Consider the following 15,895-nt stretch of genomic DNA (forward strand, 5'->3'; position numbering starts at 1 on the left):
TTCCTACTGAGTATCTGGTTTCTACTTCAACATGCTTGTGCTACCGCACAACCAGCCTCTCGCAGTCGGCGAGGGTAGGCGGGAGATTTATTCCGCAGCGAAGCAGAGACACCCGGTGCGATCCGTCCGACACAGGATTCCGCCTATGAGGAAATAAACCAAAAGGTAAGCCCAAATCCAGTTCAGTAAATACTGCTATCAGTGTGGCAACTGAATTGTGGCTGCCGTTCGGAACGTGTCCGTGCGGCAGTCAGGGCTCCCGGTCTGCAAAATGCAACTCCAATCCTGGCTCCGGCTTAGCAGGTAAGGGTTACGGTTGCGCAGACACAAACACAACCGAACTTGGGAGAGCAGTGATGGTCGAACCAACTGGGAATCAGTTTGCGCAGGCCGCAGCCGACGCGGAGGCGTTGATGGCTGAGAGTCTAACAATCAACCGAATGGTCTCTTTGCGAGCTGTGGGGCTTCAGTTGGTCCGGCTCGCCGATGAGATGATCCGAAATGAACTCAACAACGGCTGGGACGTGGATGTGGAACTAACCCATCAGACGTTGTCGGTATCTTCGTGCGCCCATGTTGTCCGAAGTCCACTGTCCCTTGATCAGACCGTGCAGGAGCTCGTGGCTGTCGCCTGCCCGATCGTCGAGACTCTCGCATGGCAGCAACGCGAAGACACTGGACACCAGCCTGATGGAGATCGAGAAATGAAACCAGACGTTGCGAAGCTGCTTGCCACCAAGATCAAGCCTGGCGCAAGGCTTCGTGCGCATTGCGAGGAGTGGCAGTGAACGCTCGGACTCGCCCGCCCGAGTGGTCGCCATTTTTGAGGCACGAGCAGTCCGATAAATAGTCCGATTCGCAGTCCGACTCGGCGGCCTGCCACGCAAACCTCTGCATGTTCCGATAAGGACCTAAGTGTCGTGAAAACAGGGAGTTGCATTCGTAAAAAATGTTGGAAAAAGTGGGTCCAACTGGACCCCCGCCGCCTCCATCAAAAACAGCCACTTGCAAATAACGCAGGTGGCTGTTTTCTTGCTTTTATGGATTCTCTTCTGTCTTAACAAAAGGACTTCGGATTGGGCAAACGCACAAGGCTTGCGATGATCCAATCACGAAGTTCAATCTGAGAGATGTACGCCTGCCATCGAAAGAAAAGCAGCGAAAATCAGACAAGCCCAGATGGGTTGGGATGCCCCGCCTGAACACGAATTCGATGACGAACCAAAGCGGCGGAAGCTCTTTCCCAAGAAGCCGCCAAAACCGAAATCAGGCATCTCAGGTGTGCCGGTCTTCAAGCCGTATCAACCAGCACAACCTTCCCGCTTCGTCCCTTACAAGCCTGCCCAGCCAGCCAAGATCGTAATGAAGAAGCCGAAACCTACTCCACCTGCAACGTCAGACTAAAGCCGTCATTCCTGCGTCCAGCGAATGACTTCATCAAGTGAGACCGTCCATTCTTTCCCGGCCGAGAACCTTTGTGAAAGCATCGGTAAGATGTCGCCGACATTCTCGGGGAAATCATTCTCCGCAAATGAACGAACCTTTTGAGCGTTCCCTGTCCCTGCGAGAAAGGTCACTTGAGAGCCTGAGAAATACGCCGCAAGGAGTTGAGTGTTGTGGGTCGAGTCATAATCAGCGACGAGCATGTCCCAATGGTCGCCCCCCTTTTGATCAGAGAAACGAGACTCTTCCTCTCCTCGCATTGCAAGGTAATCTACGAGCCACGTCTTCACATCTGGTAAGGTGAGCCGGTTTCGGGAGTCTCCTTCACCGTCGTCATCCAGTAAGTGTTGGATGTGCTGCATTGCTCTCAAGCCTTTTTGTGAACTTCCGACTCAGAAAAACGATACTCTGGCAGGAAGATCGAACCATGACTCCTCCACGGTTCGGGTTCACCAAATGATGCCAAGTCGATGAAATCAGAAGCAACATCCCTCAGTTCCTGCTCTGTATTCGGCTTCGGGAACAGGTTGTCTGGGATGACCAACACACCAAGAAACGGGAGATCGACAGTGGCAGCGACTTGCATTCGTGGGTTCTCATCGCCGTCATGAAACCCGTGAAAATCAACGACCATGTCCATTTGTGTCTCGAACAGATTGTCGCTTTGATGTCGTAGGGCAAGCTCTGTATGTGTGCCGATGTCATGCTCCGTCAGATAGAACGACGATTCGACACCCTCTTCACCGTTTTCCACGGACAGTCGGCTACCGTCCAGTTCGAGCCATTTGCGATGCCGCCACGGAATCCATTCGCAAGTCATTGAGCAGGCGTATTGATCGCCACCATAACTGATTGGCTCGAATTCTATCGTTATCGACCAGAACATGCCTCGTGCCAGTCCTGTGTGCCGATTCTCAAAGATGTGAGCGAGAATCTGACCACCAGATGGCACGAGCATCGAATTGGGAAATGCCATTGATCGACTCTCCTCATGGGCTGACAATTAGGATCATGTCGTAATCCTGCAAGTAAACCCCTGTTTTTACGCCGTTTGCAGTCTGGCTAAAACATGCCAAAAAGACTTTGCTTCATTTGACAGTTTCGGTCAAGTCATCTGCCAGCTGATCGCTCCCAGGATGACTCTACAAAAAACATGTTTCATTTGCGATTACAGCCTTCACTAAAAAAGATAGCTACCAGCGTGCAGAAGTTTAGAAATGGATGGACGTCAAATGTGTCGCTTCATACAAAGTCAAATTGTGTTTTGAGAATCAGAATCTTCTTCTTACACATCAGTCTGATTTTGAGAGAGCCATCGGGGAAATTCTATCACCGGTGCTTGTCGGGTGGGCCAATCGGTCGTTCTGATGAGAATCGTTTGCAAGTGTTTTCGACACGTCTTTACCTGAGGCAGAAACGATTTAGGTTGCGTCGGGTTGATGGGGTATCTCTTCGCGGGCCATGGTGATCAGCATGACATCTGGAAGTTTGCTGCAGTTGAGGTGTCTGAGCATGTTGATGAGTTGGGCTGTGGTGTATTGGGCGTGAATGCAAATGTGGAGCAGCACATCTGAACGTCGAGTTGCGAACCTCTTCCCTTGGCCGGAACTGGTGCTGATTTTGTACACAAGGTCATCGAGCGAATCGTCAGTGAGACAGTTGAGATAGTCGTTCCATCGCTGATCGAGTTCATTCCAGCGACGCTTCAATTCCGAGAGACTGGAGATCGGGTTAACATCTTTCTGATTGCCCGGCAACTGGTTGGGTAGGTCACCTGGGAAAACGGGCGAGTCGTTCCCCAACAGTGCTTCCAGCCAAACATACTCAGCTGCCTGCAGGTGAGTCAGAGTTTTCCATACCGTCCCCTGCCCGATTGCAAATAGTTCGTGCAGTTGATGTTCAGTTAAAGAATCTGTCGACTCAAGAATCCGACGATTGGACCACATGCGATGTCGATGCAAGCGGACCAGTAATTCACTCGATGTCATGGCGAACCATCCTCGATTCATGGTGTCGAAGCTTCCGGGTTTTCACACCCAGACACGGCATCGACAACAACAGTTCGTTTAGGATGAGAGAAATTCAATGGATGATAGTCATCAATCACTGCAAGAAGCGATTGAACGGAATGGTGTCGCACACACGCTTTACTGGTGCCAGTGGAGCCAAATGCAAGTTGTTGAACATCCGCATGCGATCGTCACTGAGAGTCTCCTGCCCTGTCCATTTTTTAACAATGTCTTTTCTGCCAGCTTCCCCAATGGTGAGCAAGCAAGACATGTTGAGGAGTTAGTCGACCGCTTTCGCCGAGCGAAAGTTCCCTTGTTCTGGTGGTCAGGTCCAGTCGTCCGAGATCGCGATCTAAACAAGCACCTTCTCGCGAATGGATTGTTTAAAGCCTTCGAAGCTCCCGCAATGGCAAAGTCTCTGAAGCATCCATTGGAGAAACTCAAGGATTCGATTTGCGTTGAAGAGATTACAGACACCGACAACATTAAAGAATGGAGTCTCGTCTGTGCATCGGCATTTGAGTTCGATTCTCAGATGGCTGAATGGTGGTGCGATCTGTACTCAAGCCTTCCATTCGGAACTGGAACGCCACTCCGGCACTATGTGGCGAGAGTTGATGGAAAACCTGTAGCTACAGCTTCGGCGTTTAGGACAGATGATACCGTCGGCGTGGCAAGCATCGGTGTCATTCCAGCACATCGTCGACGCGGAATCGGAACTGCAATCACTCTTCGAGCGCTAAACAATGCTCAGCAGCAGGGCTGTGACTTGGCAGTTCTTTTCTCATCCGAAATGGCGAAAGCAATGTATGAGAAGATTGGGTTCGTACAATACGGGAATGGTGAGTGCTATCTCTCTCCCAGTGAATAACGGACTCCAGTTAGCTACAAACCTTTGAGTCCTACACATCTACACCTCGAGACAGGTTCGCTCCGACACAGCCGAGTCTTGCGTGTTTAATTCCCATTCGAGAAATAGTCATTCGCAGCTGCGACTCCGGCACCTGCGGTGAACTGGTAGCCGGATGATTGCAGGCTGTTTTCGAGAGCAGCGAGAAACAGCAGGACGTTGCTTGTCGTCGAAGCAGCCCCCATCAAACCGATTCGCCATGTCTTGCCTGCCATCGGTCCCAGACCGCCGCCGATTTCAATTCCGAACTCATTCAGCAATCGACCTCGAACGGTTTTGTCGTCGACGCCTTCTGGAATGAGGACCGCGTTGAGCATTGGGAGCCGGATCGATTCGTCGACTGCGTATTTCAGACCGAGTGCTTCGATGCCAGCCCGAAGTCCCAAATGGTTTCGACGATGTCGATCGAAACGCGCATCGAGACCTTCTTCGAGTGCTTCACGTAGAGCGGTGTGGAGCGCGTAATTCATGTTGATCGGGGCAGTGTGATGATAGGCCCGGGACTGGCCGCTCCAGTAGTTGCGGACCATCGACATGTCGAGGTACCAGCTGGCCACCTTTGAGCTACGTGCGTCCATCGCTTCGACCGCACGATTGCTGAACGTCACCGGCGCAAGACCTGGAGGACAGCTCAAACATTTCTGAGTTCCGGAATAGGCAGCATCGACATTCCATTCGTCGATCTGAACGGGAATGCCGCCGAGGGAAGTCACGCAATCGATCAACAGCATGGCTCCCTGATCATGCACGACTTTCGAAATCTCCGGAATCGGCTGACAGGCTCCGGTGGATGTTTCAGCGTGAACGAGTCCTACAACCTTCGGTTGAAATTCGCGAACAGCTTCCGCGACTTCTTCGGTGCTGAAGACTTCTCCGAATGGACGTTCAAAGGTGCGAACTTCGGCACCGTAGCGTGTGGCGACATCGGCCATTCGTCCGCCGAACACGCCGTTGACTCCAATCAGAACGCGGTCCCCAGGCTCGATGAGATTCACGATGCACGTTTCCATTCCAGCGCTGCCTGTTCCACTCACAGCGAGGGTCAGGCTGTTCTTTGTCTGGAAAAGTTCGCGAAGCATTTGCTGAACTTCGTCCATCAGCCCCAGAAAGTATGGATCGAGATGCCCAACTGTGGGTGCGCCGAGAGCGGCCAGCACGCTCGGAGAGACATCACTTGGCCCAGGCCCCATAAGAACTCGACTCGGTGGGCAAACAGGGCTGTTGGGTCGCTCTACCATGATGATGTCCTGACTCTAATTGCGAAGCGTCTCTCGATGATCATCGAACGACACTGTTGATCTCAGAACCGAAATCTGAAAGTGATTCCGGGGAAGGAAATGAACAAACGTTTCCGTGAAATATCAAGTTGTTGACTGAATTCATTGATCGCCGCAGTGTATTGAATCGAAGCAAACTTGTCAGCGACTCACCTTTTGATTTCTGAGGAATGGACTGGCGTTTCACTCCGTTCAGGAATCAGAATTGCTATTGAATCAGGTGAGTGATTTCGCATCAGATGAGGAAATCAATGAACGGTCGTGAAGCACTGAAAATCTCAATGGACACGGGAGAACTCGTCGCTCTCACCTTCCTTGAGGACCTTTCCGATGAAGAAATGATGCTGCGGCCCGCGACCGGATCAAACCATATCAACTGGCAACTCGGTCATCTCATTCTTTCTGAACACAAATTCATAAAGCAGATCAACGCTGAAGCTGTGCCTGATCTTCCGGAAGACTTTGACACAAAATATTCGCGAGAAGCGGCCACTATTGATAATCCGAACATGTTCTCGAAGAAAGAGGAGCTATTGCGGATCTATCGAGAACAGCGTGCCGCTTCAAAGGCACTCCTTGAACAGATGACGGACGATGATCTCGATCGACCGACCGGAATTGATTACGCCCCAAACTTCGGCGCTCTCTTTGCGATGCTGGGAAGCCATCAGATGATGCACGTCGGTCAGTGGGCTGTCGTGAGGCGACAACTTGGTCGCGCCCCATTGATTTGATCGCAGACTCCGCAATGCCCAATCGGGATTTGACAATCTGCATCACTCGATGAAGTATGGAGAAAGCAGAGACTCGTTTCTTTTCATAGTGGCGATTGCCAAGAGACCGAACTTCGAAGTCGTCAGAAAACTCTGGGAGCTCGGCGATGAATATTTTGATGCTGACGAATGTTTACACCCCTCAGATTGGAGGAGTGACGCGAAGCATTGAACAATTCGCAGAAGGCTATCGACAACAGGGGCATGATGTTCTGATTGTTGCGCCGGACTACGATGAAAACCCCGAGCCAGATCCCGGAGTGGTTCGCGTGCCAGCGATCCCCAACTTTTACGAAGGGCGGTATTCACTTCCGATTCCTGTGATGCCATTGTTGATCCCTCATTTACGACCGTTTCAACCAGACATCATTCACGCTCACCATCCGTTTCTCCTGGGGAGCACCGCTCAATCTTTGGCAATCGAATTTCATACGCCTCTCGTCTACACCCATCACACTCGCTACTCAGTTTATATCGAAGAGAAAACTGACTGGCCGCATTCGGTGGAGGAAGCCATCGGAGAACTGATCAATGGTTTTTGTGAGCTTGTCGATCAGATCATTGTACCCAGTTCGGGCATCCAGGAATTACTCAGCAGGAGAGGAATTCAAACGAACATGGAAGTCGTCCCGACCGGAGTCGATACTCAAAAGTTCGATGAAGCGAATGGAGATCGTTTTCGCGAAGAGTTCCAAATTGATCCGAACAAGCTGGTCGTCGGACACGTGGGGCGTTTGTCGGTCGAAAAGAACTGCCGGTTTCTGACGCAAGCTCTCTGCGAGTTTTTGGAGACAAGGGAATCTGCCGACGTGCTGATCGTCGGTGATGGTCCCGAGCGTGAATCGATGGAGAAAGCGTTCGCTGATCGTGGATTGAGTGGACGCGTCACCATGACAGGATTTCTGACCGGGCAAAATCTTGTCGATGCTTACGCGGCGATGGATGTCTTTGCATTTGCATCGCATTCCGAGACACAGGGAATGGTACTCGGAGAAGCAATGGCTGCGGGAACTCCCGTCATCGCGATCGCCGCCACTGGAGTGAACGACATCGTTCGTGATCAACAGAACGGATTTCTGATCCCCAGTGAAGACTATCAACTCTTCTGCGACCAACTTCGCAGGTTTGCAGAATTGAAACACGACGAGCGAGCGAAACTCGCAAGCGGAGCGATTGAAACCTCGCGTCAATTCTCTCAAGAGCGATGCGTTGCGAAAATGCTGTCGATCTATGCTTCTCTTGTCGATTCTGAACAGTCGACCGATCGTTCGACGGGATCATCATGGGATCACATGCAAGAGAAGTGGGACTCGACTTGGAAGCGCTGGCGAAACCGTTCCCGGGCAGTCGCAACTCTTGCTCGGGAAGCAATGACCGGAACAGAGCAATCGGATTCGCACGGCAACTCGAATGATCCTCTCTCTTGAGGAATCATTCAGACCAAACCGGCTGAGATCTCTTCAATCCCATTAGGGATGAAGCTGAACGGTTGCATATTTGCATCAGCTTGGGATGATGCGACGCTAGGTCTTTTTTCACGCTCTTGATGAACTGAAAGCCTGCCAGTGCTCAATTTACGTCTGTCCGAATTCGGAATTCCTCCTCTTCAATTGCAGATTTCACGCTGGTCGACGGTCTGGTTGGCCCTCACCTTGATTGTGACTCTTGGGTGTTCAACCGATCCGCAAGCTGCGATCGACAACTACCCCAACAAAACGATCACGATTGTCTGTCCCTGGTCAGCGGGCGGCGGAACGGATCAGTGCTCGCGGTTCTGGGCTGATCAATTTCAACAGCGTTTGGACACACCGGTCGTAGTGATGAATCGTGAAGGTGGAAGTGGAGCGATCGGTCACTCTGCCGTCGCCCATGCTCGCCCCGATGGTTACACACTTGGTGCCATCACTGTTGAACTAAGCATGATGAAGCAGATGGGGATCAGCGACCTCACGTTTCGCGATTACGATCTCTTGCTTCAATACAATGCTGACTCCGCTGCTCTTGTGGTCCGCTCGGATGCTCCGTGGAAGACCACCGAAGAGTTTCTGGAAGCGGTCCGAACAGGTGACACTCCGCTCAAAATGTCCGGAACCGCAAGTGGAGGAATCTGGGATCTCGCCCGCGTGGGAATGCTCCATGCTGCGGGAATTGACCCGGAGCGTGTCACCTGGGTCCCGTCGAAAGGTTCAGCTCCCGCTCGAACACAACTTCTCGGCGGCCACATCGATGCAGTTGTTGTCAGCGTTCCCGAAGCGAAGCCACAGATCGATGCTGGGGAGCTGCGGTTGCTCGCAGTGATGGATGACGAACGCCACGTCGATTTCCCGGACGTCCCGACGCTGAAAGAACTCGGCATCGACTGGTCGGCTGTCGGATGGCGCGGCCTCGCCCTACCGAAAGAGACTCCGCCGGAGATCACGGAAAAGCTTGTGGCTCGCGCGGAAGAAATTGCAGCTTCAGAAGAGTTCCTCGAATTCATGAAGCTCAACGGCTTCGCTGTGAAAGTTCGTGGACCGGAGGAATTCAAAGAGTTTCTGAACGAACAGGAAGCACTCTGGACACCTGTCATTGAAATGGCTGGATATCATCAGTGACCGAAACCAACCGCCCCCAAGACTCCCCTCCCTCACCTGACGATCCCTCCCCTGAAGCGGTCGGCCTTTCGGAAGTCACTGGAACGCTCAGCTACGGTGTGTTTCTCTGCATTGTGGGTGCTCTGGCGATCTTCTTCGCAAAAGATTTTCGAGCGGTCGGCTTGAGCCAATCGGATCCCGGACCACGAGCGATCCCTGTCGCTTGCGGAATCATCATGATTGTCGGCGGTCTCTGGCAAGTTGCTGCTGCGTGGATCAAACGACGACAAAGTCAGCCTGACCTCAAACAACTTCCAGCTTCGTCGATCGATGAATCAAAACAACATCGGCGTGGAAACTTGCGAGCACTTGTCACTCTCGGATTGTTGATTGGATACGTGGTCCTTCTGCCGATTTTCGGATTCGCCGTTTCGACCGTCGTCTTCGGGATTCTTGTTCTGAAGAACTTCGGCAGCCCCTGGAGTGAAGCTTTCATCGCGACTGCTTCCATCAGTGCTGTTGTCTACGTGCTATTCGTGAACCTGTTCCAAGTGATGCTTCCACAGGCAATCCAGCAGTTTCAGTTCTTTTAAGCCCCTTTATTTCCCTCCGAAAAGTTGCTCTCAACATGAGCGAATTGCTCCAGCTATCGGTTCTGGTTCCTTGGATTTTGGCCATGCTGCTCGGCATTTTTGTCGGCGCAACGCCCGGATTGACCGCCACGATGGCTGTCGCGCTCATTGTTCCCATCAGCTATCACATGAGTGCGACAGCTGGGTTGGCGATGATTATCGGGGTCAGCTTTACCGCGATCTTTGCTGGGGATATCCCGGCCACTTGGCTCCGCATTCCCGGCACCCCCGCCTCAGCCGCAGCGACACTGGACGGGTTTCAGCTGGCACGGAAAGGACGCGGAAACTTCGCGCTGATGATCGACTTGATATGTAGTTCGATTGGTGGAATTATTGGCGTCGCGACGCTGATTGTGATCGCCCCTCAACTTGCCAAATTCGCTTTGAAGTTCGGCGACTATGAGTACTTCTGGCTCGGTGTCTTTGGGCTGTCGATGAGTGCCATGGTCACGATGGGGCAAACATCAAAGGGACTCATGGCGGCTGTCATCGGCGTGTTCATTTCAACTGTCGGACAGGATGTTGTGAGCAATGCTCGTCGTTATACATTTAACAACACCGAAGCTCTGGCTGGGCTGCACTTTATTCCGGTCATGATCGGCCTATTCGGAGTTGCGGAAGTCCTGCGGAACGTTCAGGGCGAACAAACCCTCGGCTCAAGTTCTGGAACTGGAGAACGAACTTCATTCCTGTCGACGGTACCTGAGATCTGGAAGAGAAAGTGGTTGGTCGTCAAATCGGCATTGCTCGGGACGATCATCGGAGCACTTCCTGGAGCGGGAGCTGACGTGGCTGCCTGGGGTGCTTACGGTTTGGCGAAAACGACATCCCCGGATTCGGAACAATTCGGCACGGGAGCCGTCGACGGTGTCGTTGCTCCGACAAGTGCAAACAATGCAGCGGTGGCTGGTGCGTGGATTCCAGCACTGGTCTTCGGGGTTCCCGGCGATGCCGTCACCGCCATCGTTCTCGGAGTTCTCATGGTTCACGGAATTCGCCCCGGTCCCATGCTGTTCGAAGAAGGCGGCGCTCAGATTCAGTCCATTTTTTCAGTCGCGCTAGTGACACAACTGCTGTTGATTCCGTGCGGATGGCTGGGCATCCGGGCGTTTGGACTTATTCAGATGCTACCACGCAGAGTGGTGCTGACAGCGGTCCTGGTCTTTTCAACTGTGGGTGCATATGCAATCAACAACAGCATGTTCGATGTTGGAGTCATGGTCGCCTTCGGGGTCGTCGGCTTCTTTCTGGAAGCGTGTCTCGTCCCGGTCGTCCCGCTGATTCTGGGACTGATCCTGGGCCCGTTGGTCGAAGAAAAACTCCGAGCCGGTTTGATCGCCAGCTCGGGGGACTTCAGACCATTCTTGACTCGCCCAATTTGCGTTTGCCTGATCGCACTACTCGTGCTGGCCTTTGCAGGCAAACCAGTACTGCGATTGCTTCAGCGACGCAAGAGGCGCCTTTAGAGAGTCCGCCCCAGCAAAGATGATTAGCATCATTCAGGCCCTGAAACACTCTGCCTAAAAAAATGAGTCCACCTTTTCAGGTGGACTCACAATAGACCGTTCAGAACATCTTCAAACTTAGTTTGCACTGACTCGCACGAGAAAAGTGCAACTTGCCCTAAAATTTGCAGGGTTCGACGTTATCCAGCTTCCAGCCATCGGGCAGGATTGTCCCACGCGGCACGACGATCACGCCGTCGCGAACGATGACTGGACCACAGCGACCATCTTCAGGACATCCGTTTGGCTTGCGGATCACGACCTGTTTTCCAATTCGGCAGTTCTTGTCGACGATCGCGCCTTCGATGATGGTCCCCTCACCGATTCCGATAGGTGGATCGGCTGCATTCTTGGTTGCTCCTCTTGGATCACTCGGATAGTAATCGGCTCCCATGAGCACGACTCCGGTGATGCTGGCGTTCTTGCCGATGTAGCTTCGCAAACCAATCAGGCTGTGAGTGATCTTTGACGTTCCCTCAATCACGCAGCCATCGGAAATCAAACTCTCTTTGATCTCCGCGTTGTCAACCCGGGTGGATGGCAGGAAGCGAGGCCGTGTGTAGATCGGCGACTCGGCTTTGTGCATCTCGAATGGCGGCGTTGAAGAAGCCATTTCCAGCTGCGATTCGTAGAAGGCTTTGATCGTCCCGATGTCTTCCCAGTACCCATCGAAGAGATAGGCCTGAACGTGCTTGGCACGGATCGAAGCCGGGAAGACCTCACGTCCGAAGTCTTCGTAATCGGTTTTCAAAAGAGCATCGACGAGCGTGTCGCGATTGAAGAGGTAGATCCCCATACTCGCCAGGTATTCACGCCCTTTGCTTTCAATCCCCTGCTGATCAATCCACTCCGGGGACGTTTTGACGTGATCCAACTCTTGCTGAGACTGCGGTTTTTCCAGGAATCCACGAACTCGTCCGTTCTCGTCGAGCCGAGTGATCCCGAATGAAGCTGCCTTCTCCTGATCGATGGGAAGGGTCGCAATCGTCACGTCAGCTTTGTTCGACTTATGAACGTCGAGCATCTCGCGGAAGTTCATCCGGTACAACTGATCTCCTGAGAGGATCAGCACATACTCAATGTCTGACTGTTGCAGGTACCGAACCTGTTTGCGAACAGCATCAGCTGTTCCCTGATACCAGTCCGCTCCGTCATTGGTCTGCTGAGCAGCCAGAATTTCGACGAAACCGCCGTTGAACGGGTCGAAGTTGTAGGTCTGACGCACATGCCGATGAAGGCTGACAGAATTGAACTGAGTGAGAAGGTACGTCCGGCGAATTCCACTATTGATGCAGTTTGAGATGGGAATATCGATCAACCGGTACTTTCCTCCAATCGGGACGGCCGGTTTCGATCGCTCGGATGTCAGTGGCTGAAGCCGAGTCCCCTTTCCTCCTCCGAGGACGAAGCAGACCACGTTGTTCATGTAAGACCTCAAGTCATTTAGGAGATAATTGATCGATGATTCCGAAGGCCATTCTGTCGAACTCCCGACAGAAACGCGAGTCCAATTCATTGGTGTTTTGAAATCGCAATCCTAATTGTCACTTTCGCGAAAACGACTTAGGATGCCGAAAGGTTCAAGGATGAGTGGAAACGCGGTTTCCTCATTTTCAAACACTTTCTTCATCGTCAATTGCGAGCAATCTGCCCTATGACTGACAGCGAAAATTCTTTGAAACGAGGTGACCACCGGCTGACTCTCTGGATCGCTCTGGCGATTGTCGCGGCGATCGTTTTCGCATTGATGCTGCCGACCCTCATGGCGATTGGTCTCAATGCTGAAGGCGCAGAACCAGGCTCCGCGGAATATCTCACATTGATCAAGCATCGTGCGAGTTACTGGCTCATCCCGCTCGAAATGGGCGGCGAGATTTTTCTCCGCGTATTGAAAATGCTCGTTGTGCCGCTCGTGATGTCGAGCGTAATGAGTGGCATTCTGGGACTTGGGGACGTGCGAAAGCTCGGCCGTCCGGGACTCGCTGCGGTCACCTATTATCTGTCGACAACCGTTCTCGCTGTCATCGCGGGTTTGATTCTTGTCAACATGATCAGCCCAGGCGTCGACACGGTCGACGAGTCCTCGCTCGCACAGGTGGATTCCCAAGGAGAATCTGTCAAAGCCCGACTGTACGCAACGTTGGCCGAAGATATTGGAGTGAAAGATCGCGACGTTGCAGAAGCGTTGAACGACAACGAATTCATCCAGGAACAGGAACGAGGGATCGGCGAGATTCTGGAAAATCTCGTTCTGATGATGTTTACCGACAACCTGTTCGAGTCCGCAGTGAACACGAACTTACTGCCCTTGATCGTCTTCTCTCTTGTGTTCGCAGGATTGCTCACCACGATGGGCAGTCGAGTCTCGCTGGTGACGGACCTGATCCATCAAGTCAATTCAGCATTGATGGCTTTCATCCTGCTGATCATGAAGTTCGCACCACTAGGTATTTTCTGTCTGGTCGCTGCCCGCTTTGGTGAAGCCAATGTCTCTGGCACGTTCTTTCTCGAACTGAAGCGGACATGGGGTTACACGATCACCGTTCTGATCGGCCTCGCCCTGCATGCATTTCTGACACTCCCACTACTGTTATGGGTCTTCACGAGACGAAACCCCTACAAGTTCATGCTGCAAATGTCTCAAGCGATTCTCACCGCCTTCTCGACCGCCAGCAGTTCCGCAACTCTCCCGGTGACGATGGAGTCCGCTGTCGATGAAGCTGGTGTGTCCCGCCGTTCGGTAGACTTCGTTCTTCCGCTCGGGGCAACAATCAACATGGACGGGACAGCCTTATACGAAGCGGTCGCTGCGATCTTCATCGCGCAAGTAGTGGGTGCGGATATGTCGCTCACTCAGCAGATCATCGTCGCGGTGACAGCCACACTCGCTGCCATTGGGGCAGCCGGAATTCCGGAAGCGGGACTGGTCACAATGGTCATCGTCTTGACCGCAGTCGGACTTCCCGTGCAATACATGACGCTGATTCTCTCCGTCGACTGGTTCCTCGACCGCTTTCGAACAGCCGTCAACGTGTTCGGAGATGCATGCGGAGCGGCCATCGTGGAAACGACTTTTGAGCCCGAGAAGCTATCAGAAGAGACTGGTCCATCACCAGCACTTTGACTGGAATGTTCTCGTCTGACGTGAACCGTCTTCGTCGCCGACCGCTTCAGCGTGCGTGAGTTTCTGCAGAAGCGAAGTGAATCCCATCAACGAAAACAGGGTTGCCCCGTGAGGAGCAACCCTGTTCGCATTTTTGATTATTCTGAAGTCGCTTCGGTGCCGACTTCAAGCGATCACCGGTGAATTGATCAAGATTGTGCTCACCGGTGGCAGCGAACTTTTACGAACGAGCGGCTTCCGCAGTTTCGGCAGTCGGTTCCTTGATGTCATAAAGCAGGTTTTCACCCATCTTGTTCTGACACTTCGGACATTTCGCTTTTGCGATTCCTTTGGCCGTCTTGCCGCCAAGTTGATGTTGATCGCGACCTTGCGTGCTGACGGTTGTCTGGCATTTTCCGCATTGGAAGCCAACGACTTCGAGTTCGATGGAATCGTCAGCTTTGTAGAATTCGAGATTGTCCAGAGCCTTGATCTGGGTCTCCATAAACTGACAGCGATACGGTCGATACTTGCGTTCCATCGGAATCCCAGCGTCACCGCCGAAGTCGGTGATTCCGAATTTCTCTTCGAGGGCTTTGCGGAACGCCCAGAACTGAGTGATCCCCAACGAGACATAGTGGACGTCTTTGCTGTCGGCCACATGGGGGAGTTGGATCGCGATGCGGCCTTCGCCGAAGACTGGAATCCCGTGGAAGATTGACTCGGCTCGTGAAGCAGTCGGCTGAACGACTTTGAGTTGCTTCAATGAATCAGCATCGAAGCCAAACTTCTCTGCGAGTTCCAGGTCGGCAATCGCTTTGCCTTCCTGCAATTGAGCCTTCAGAATCGACCGCGGATCGTCTTTGCCACCACCACCGAAGAGTTTTCCACCCTTCTTTCCGAAAACAGCAGCGAGGATTTTGTCTGAGGAAAACGCAAAGTCAGCAGGAACAAAGTCCTTCGCCAGGCTGTCTGCCTTCAACTTCAGTTTTTCCGGATTCACTGTGTGCAGATGCAGATCAGTCAACCAAACGTCGAAGCCTCCAGCACTGTCGGCAACTGCCTCATCTTGCGAATCGGCAGACTTCTTGGTTTTGTACTTCGGAGGGTCGACGGGGACGATGAAAGGAGCGCTACATTTCGGACACTTGCCCTGCATCCCGCGATGATCTTCTTTAACTTCGATGCGACAGCCATACGGGCAGAAAATCAGAATTCCGCCGCCGGGAGTTCTCATTCCTCCTCGCTGACTGCGTTCTTTTCGTCGTTTCTGAAGTTCACGTTCGTCTTTCAACGCAATGTCGAGCAAGTCATCGCTGCCGGCAGGTTCTGCATCCGAACCACCGGGACGTGTTGCGTCCGCATTTTCTTTCGCTTCGTTCACAGCTGGAGCAGACGCGTCTTCCAATTCCGAAATCGAAGATTCACTCGAAGTGCTCGGAACGGAGAGTTCGAAGTCATCATCTTCGTCATCGATGGCAGCGACTTCGTTGTCGGGCATCTGACTGTAGATGATCTCTTGCGGCTTGGCCTGAAGAGCGATGTACTTCTCTTCGATTCCCTTGTTCATAAAGGCGCCGCAGTTCCAGCAGCGCAACGAATTCACGCGGACCATTTCCCCGCAATCGGGGCACGCGGTCTCTTTCACCTGATTCATACTGGCTTCCCTT

The 15,895-nt window shown here is 52.7% G+C and carries 15 protein-coding genes; 9 read left to right on the forward strand and 6 right to left on the reverse strand.

Annotated elements, in window-relative coordinates:
* Positions 1-356 precede the first annotated feature (356 nt).
* Together AB1L42_RS15420 and AB1L42_RS15425 are read left to right on the forward strand one after the other, a co-directional pair.
* Positions 357-788, forward strand: a complete 432-nt coding sequence (locus tag AB1L42_RS15420; RefSeq protein ID WP_367057506.1) for a hypothetical protein — start codon at positions 357-359, stop codon at positions 786-788.
* Positions 789-1,179: 391 nt separating this feature from the next.
* Entirely contained in the window at positions 1,180-1,404 is a 225-nt protein-coding gene (locus tag AB1L42_RS15425) for a hypothetical protein (RefSeq protein WP_367057510.1), read from the forward strand.
* 5 nt (positions 1,405-1,409) lie between these two features.
* Here the strand turns inward: AB1L42_RS15425 and AB1L42_RS15430 are convergent, their stop codons facing one another.
* From AB1L42_RS15430 to AB1L42_RS15440, 3 genes are all read right to left on the reverse strand, one after another.
* Positions 1,410-1,805, reverse strand: a complete 396-nt coding sequence (locus AB1L42_RS15430) for a hypothetical protein (RefSeq protein WP_367057514.1) — start codon at positions 1,803-1,805, stop codon at positions 1,410-1,412.
* Positions 1,806-1,810: 5 nt separating this feature from the next.
* Positions 1,811-2,419: a hypothetical protein gene (locus tag AB1L42_RS15435; RefSeq protein ID WP_367057517.1), complete on the reverse strand. Its 609-nt coding sequence runs from the start codon at positions 2,417-2,419 to the stop codon at positions 1,811-1,813.
* Between the two features lie 445 nt (positions 2,420-2,864).
* Positions 2,865-3,431 (reverse strand): DinB family protein, encoded by a 567-nt coding sequence (locus AB1L42_RS15440; protein WP_367057520.1) that lies wholly within the window; start codon positions 3,429-3,431, stop codon positions 2,865-2,867.
* Positions 3,432-3,528: 97 nt separating this feature from the next.
* Between AB1L42_RS15440 and AB1L42_RS15445 the strand changes: the two genes are divergently transcribed.
* Positions 3,529-4,323 carry a GNAT family N-acetyltransferase gene (locus AB1L42_RS15445; protein ID WP_367057523.1) on the forward strand — a complete coding sequence of 265 codons (795 nt, stop codon included), beginning with the start codon at positions 3,529-3,531 and terminating at the stop codon, positions 4,321-4,323.
* Between the two features lie 86 nt (positions 4,324-4,409).
* Here AB1L42_RS15445 and AB1L42_RS15450 read toward each other — a convergent pair whose 3' ends face one another.
* Entirely contained in the window at positions 4,410-5,600 is a 1,191-nt protein-coding gene (locus tag AB1L42_RS15450; protein ID WP_367057526.1) for an alanine--glyoxylate aminotransferase family protein, read from the reverse strand.
* A 290-nt stretch (positions 5,601-5,890) separates the two neighbouring features.
* Here AB1L42_RS15450 and AB1L42_RS15455 point away from each other — a divergent pair, with 290 nt between their 5' ends.
* The 5 genes from AB1L42_RS15455 to AB1L42_RS15475 all read left to right on the forward strand — a co-directional run bounded on the left by AB1L42_RS15455 (position 5,891) and on the right by AB1L42_RS15475 (position 11,083).
* A complete protein-coding gene (locus tag AB1L42_RS15455) occupies positions 5,891-6,373 on the forward strand; it encodes a DinB family protein (protein WP_367057529.1) in 483 nt (160 codons plus the stop codon).
* Positions 6,374-6,519: 146 nt separating this feature from the next.
* Positions 6,520-7,839 (forward strand): glycosyltransferase, encoded by a 1,320-nt coding sequence (locus AB1L42_RS15460; RefSeq protein ID WP_367057532.1) that lies wholly within the window; start codon positions 6,520-6,522, stop codon positions 7,837-7,839.
* A 138-nt stretch (positions 7,840-7,977) separates the two neighbouring features.
* Positions 7,978-9,006, forward strand: coding sequence for a tripartite tricarboxylate transporter substrate binding protein (locus AB1L42_RS15465; protein WP_367057535.1), 1,029 nt, complete (start codon positions 7,978-7,980; stop codon positions 9,004-9,006).
* Positions 9,003-9,578, forward strand: a complete 576-nt coding sequence (locus tag AB1L42_RS15470) for a tripartite tricarboxylate transporter TctB family protein (RefSeq protein WP_367057538.1) — start codon at positions 9,003-9,005, stop codon at positions 9,576-9,578. Before AB1L42_RS15465 ends, AB1L42_RS15470 begins: the two co-directional genes overlap by 4 nt.
* A 35-nt stretch (positions 9,579-9,613) precedes the next feature.
* Positions 9,614-11,083, forward strand: a complete 1,470-nt coding sequence (locus tag AB1L42_RS15475; RefSeq protein ID WP_367057541.1) for a tripartite tricarboxylate transporter permease — start codon at positions 9,614-9,616, stop codon at positions 11,081-11,083.
* Between the two features lie 157 nt (positions 11,084-11,240).
* Here the strand turns inward: AB1L42_RS15475 and AB1L42_RS15480 are convergent, their stop codons facing one another.
* Positions 11,241-12,548 carry a glucose-1-phosphate adenylyltransferase gene (locus AB1L42_RS15480; protein ID WP_367057544.1) on the reverse strand — a complete coding sequence of 436 codons (1,308 nt, stop codon included), beginning with the start codon at positions 12,546-12,548 and terminating at the stop codon, positions 11,241-11,243.
* 228 nt (positions 12,549-12,776) lie between these two features.
* On the opposite strand from AB1L42_RS15480, the gene AB1L42_RS15485 reads away from it, so the two are divergent.
* Positions 12,777-14,246 (forward strand): dicarboxylate/amino acid:cation symporter, encoded by a 1,470-nt coding sequence (locus AB1L42_RS15485; RefSeq protein WP_367057549.1) that lies wholly within the window; start codon positions 12,777-12,779, stop codon positions 14,244-14,246.
* 220 nt (positions 14,247-14,466) lie between these two features.
* Here AB1L42_RS15485 and AB1L42_RS15490 read toward each other — a convergent pair whose 3' ends face one another.
* Positions 14,467-15,882 (reverse strand): hypothetical protein, encoded by a 1,416-nt coding sequence (locus AB1L42_RS15490; RefSeq protein ID WP_367057552.1) that lies wholly within the window; start codon positions 15,880-15,882, stop codon positions 14,467-14,469.
* Positions 15,883-15,895: the final 13 nt, after the last annotated feature.

It is taken from the genome of Thalassoglobus sp. JC818 (genome assembly GCF_040717535.1).
Classification (GTDB): domain Bacteria; phylum Planctomycetota; class Planctomycetia; order Planctomycetales; family Planctomycetaceae; genus Thalassoglobus.

Bases quoted from the DNA above. Each gene is read 5' to 3' on its own strand.
- AB1L42_RS15420 (WP_367057506.1), top strand. From the start codon at position 357: ATGGTCGAACCAACTGGGAATCAGTTTGCGCAGGCCGCAGCCGACGCG.
- AB1L42_RS15425 (WP_367057510.1), top strand. From the start codon at position 1,180: ATGGGTTGGGATGCCCCGCCTGAACACGAATTCGATGACGAACCAAAG.
- AB1L42_RS15430 (WP_367057514.1), bottom strand. From the start codon at position 1,805: ATGCAGCACATCCAACACTTACTGGATGACGACGGTGAAGGAGACTCC.
- AB1L42_RS15435 (WP_367057517.1), bottom strand. From the start codon at position 2,419: ATGGCATTTCCCAATTCGATGCTCGTGCCATCTGGTGGTCAGATTCTC.
- AB1L42_RS15440 (WP_367057520.1), bottom strand. From the start codon at position 3,431: ATGACATCGAGTGAATTACTGGTCCGCTTGCATCGACATCGCATGTGG.
- AB1L42_RS15445 (WP_367057523.1), top strand. From the start codon at position 3,529: ATGGATGATAGTCATCAATCACTGCAAGAAGCGATTGAACGGAATGGT.
- AB1L42_RS15450 (WP_367057526.1), bottom strand. From the start codon at position 5,600: ATGGTAGAGCGACCCAACAGCCCTGTTTGCCCACCGAGTCGAGTTCTT.
- AB1L42_RS15455 (WP_367057529.1), top strand. From the start codon at position 5,891: ATGAACGGTCGTGAAGCACTGAAAATCTCAATGGACACGGGAGAACTC.
- AB1L42_RS15460 (WP_367057532.1), top strand. From the start codon at position 6,520: ATGAATATTTTGATGCTGACGAATGTTTACACCCCTCAGATTGGAGGA.
- AB1L42_RS15475 (WP_367057541.1), top strand. From the start codon at position 9,614: ATGAGCGAATTGCTCCAGCTATCGGTTCTGGTTCCTTGGATTTTGGCC.
- AB1L42_RS15480 (WP_367057544.1), bottom strand. From the start codon at position 12,548: ATGAACAACGTGGTCTGCTTCGTCCTCGGAGGAGGAAAGGGGACTCGG.
- AB1L42_RS15485 (WP_367057549.1), top strand. From the start codon at position 12,777: ATGACTGACAGCGAAAATTCTTTGAAACGAGGTGACCACCGGCTGACT.
- AB1L42_RS15490 (WP_367057552.1), bottom strand. From the start codon at position 15,882: ATGAATCAGGTGAAAGAGACCGCGTGCCCCGATTGCGGGGAAATGGTC.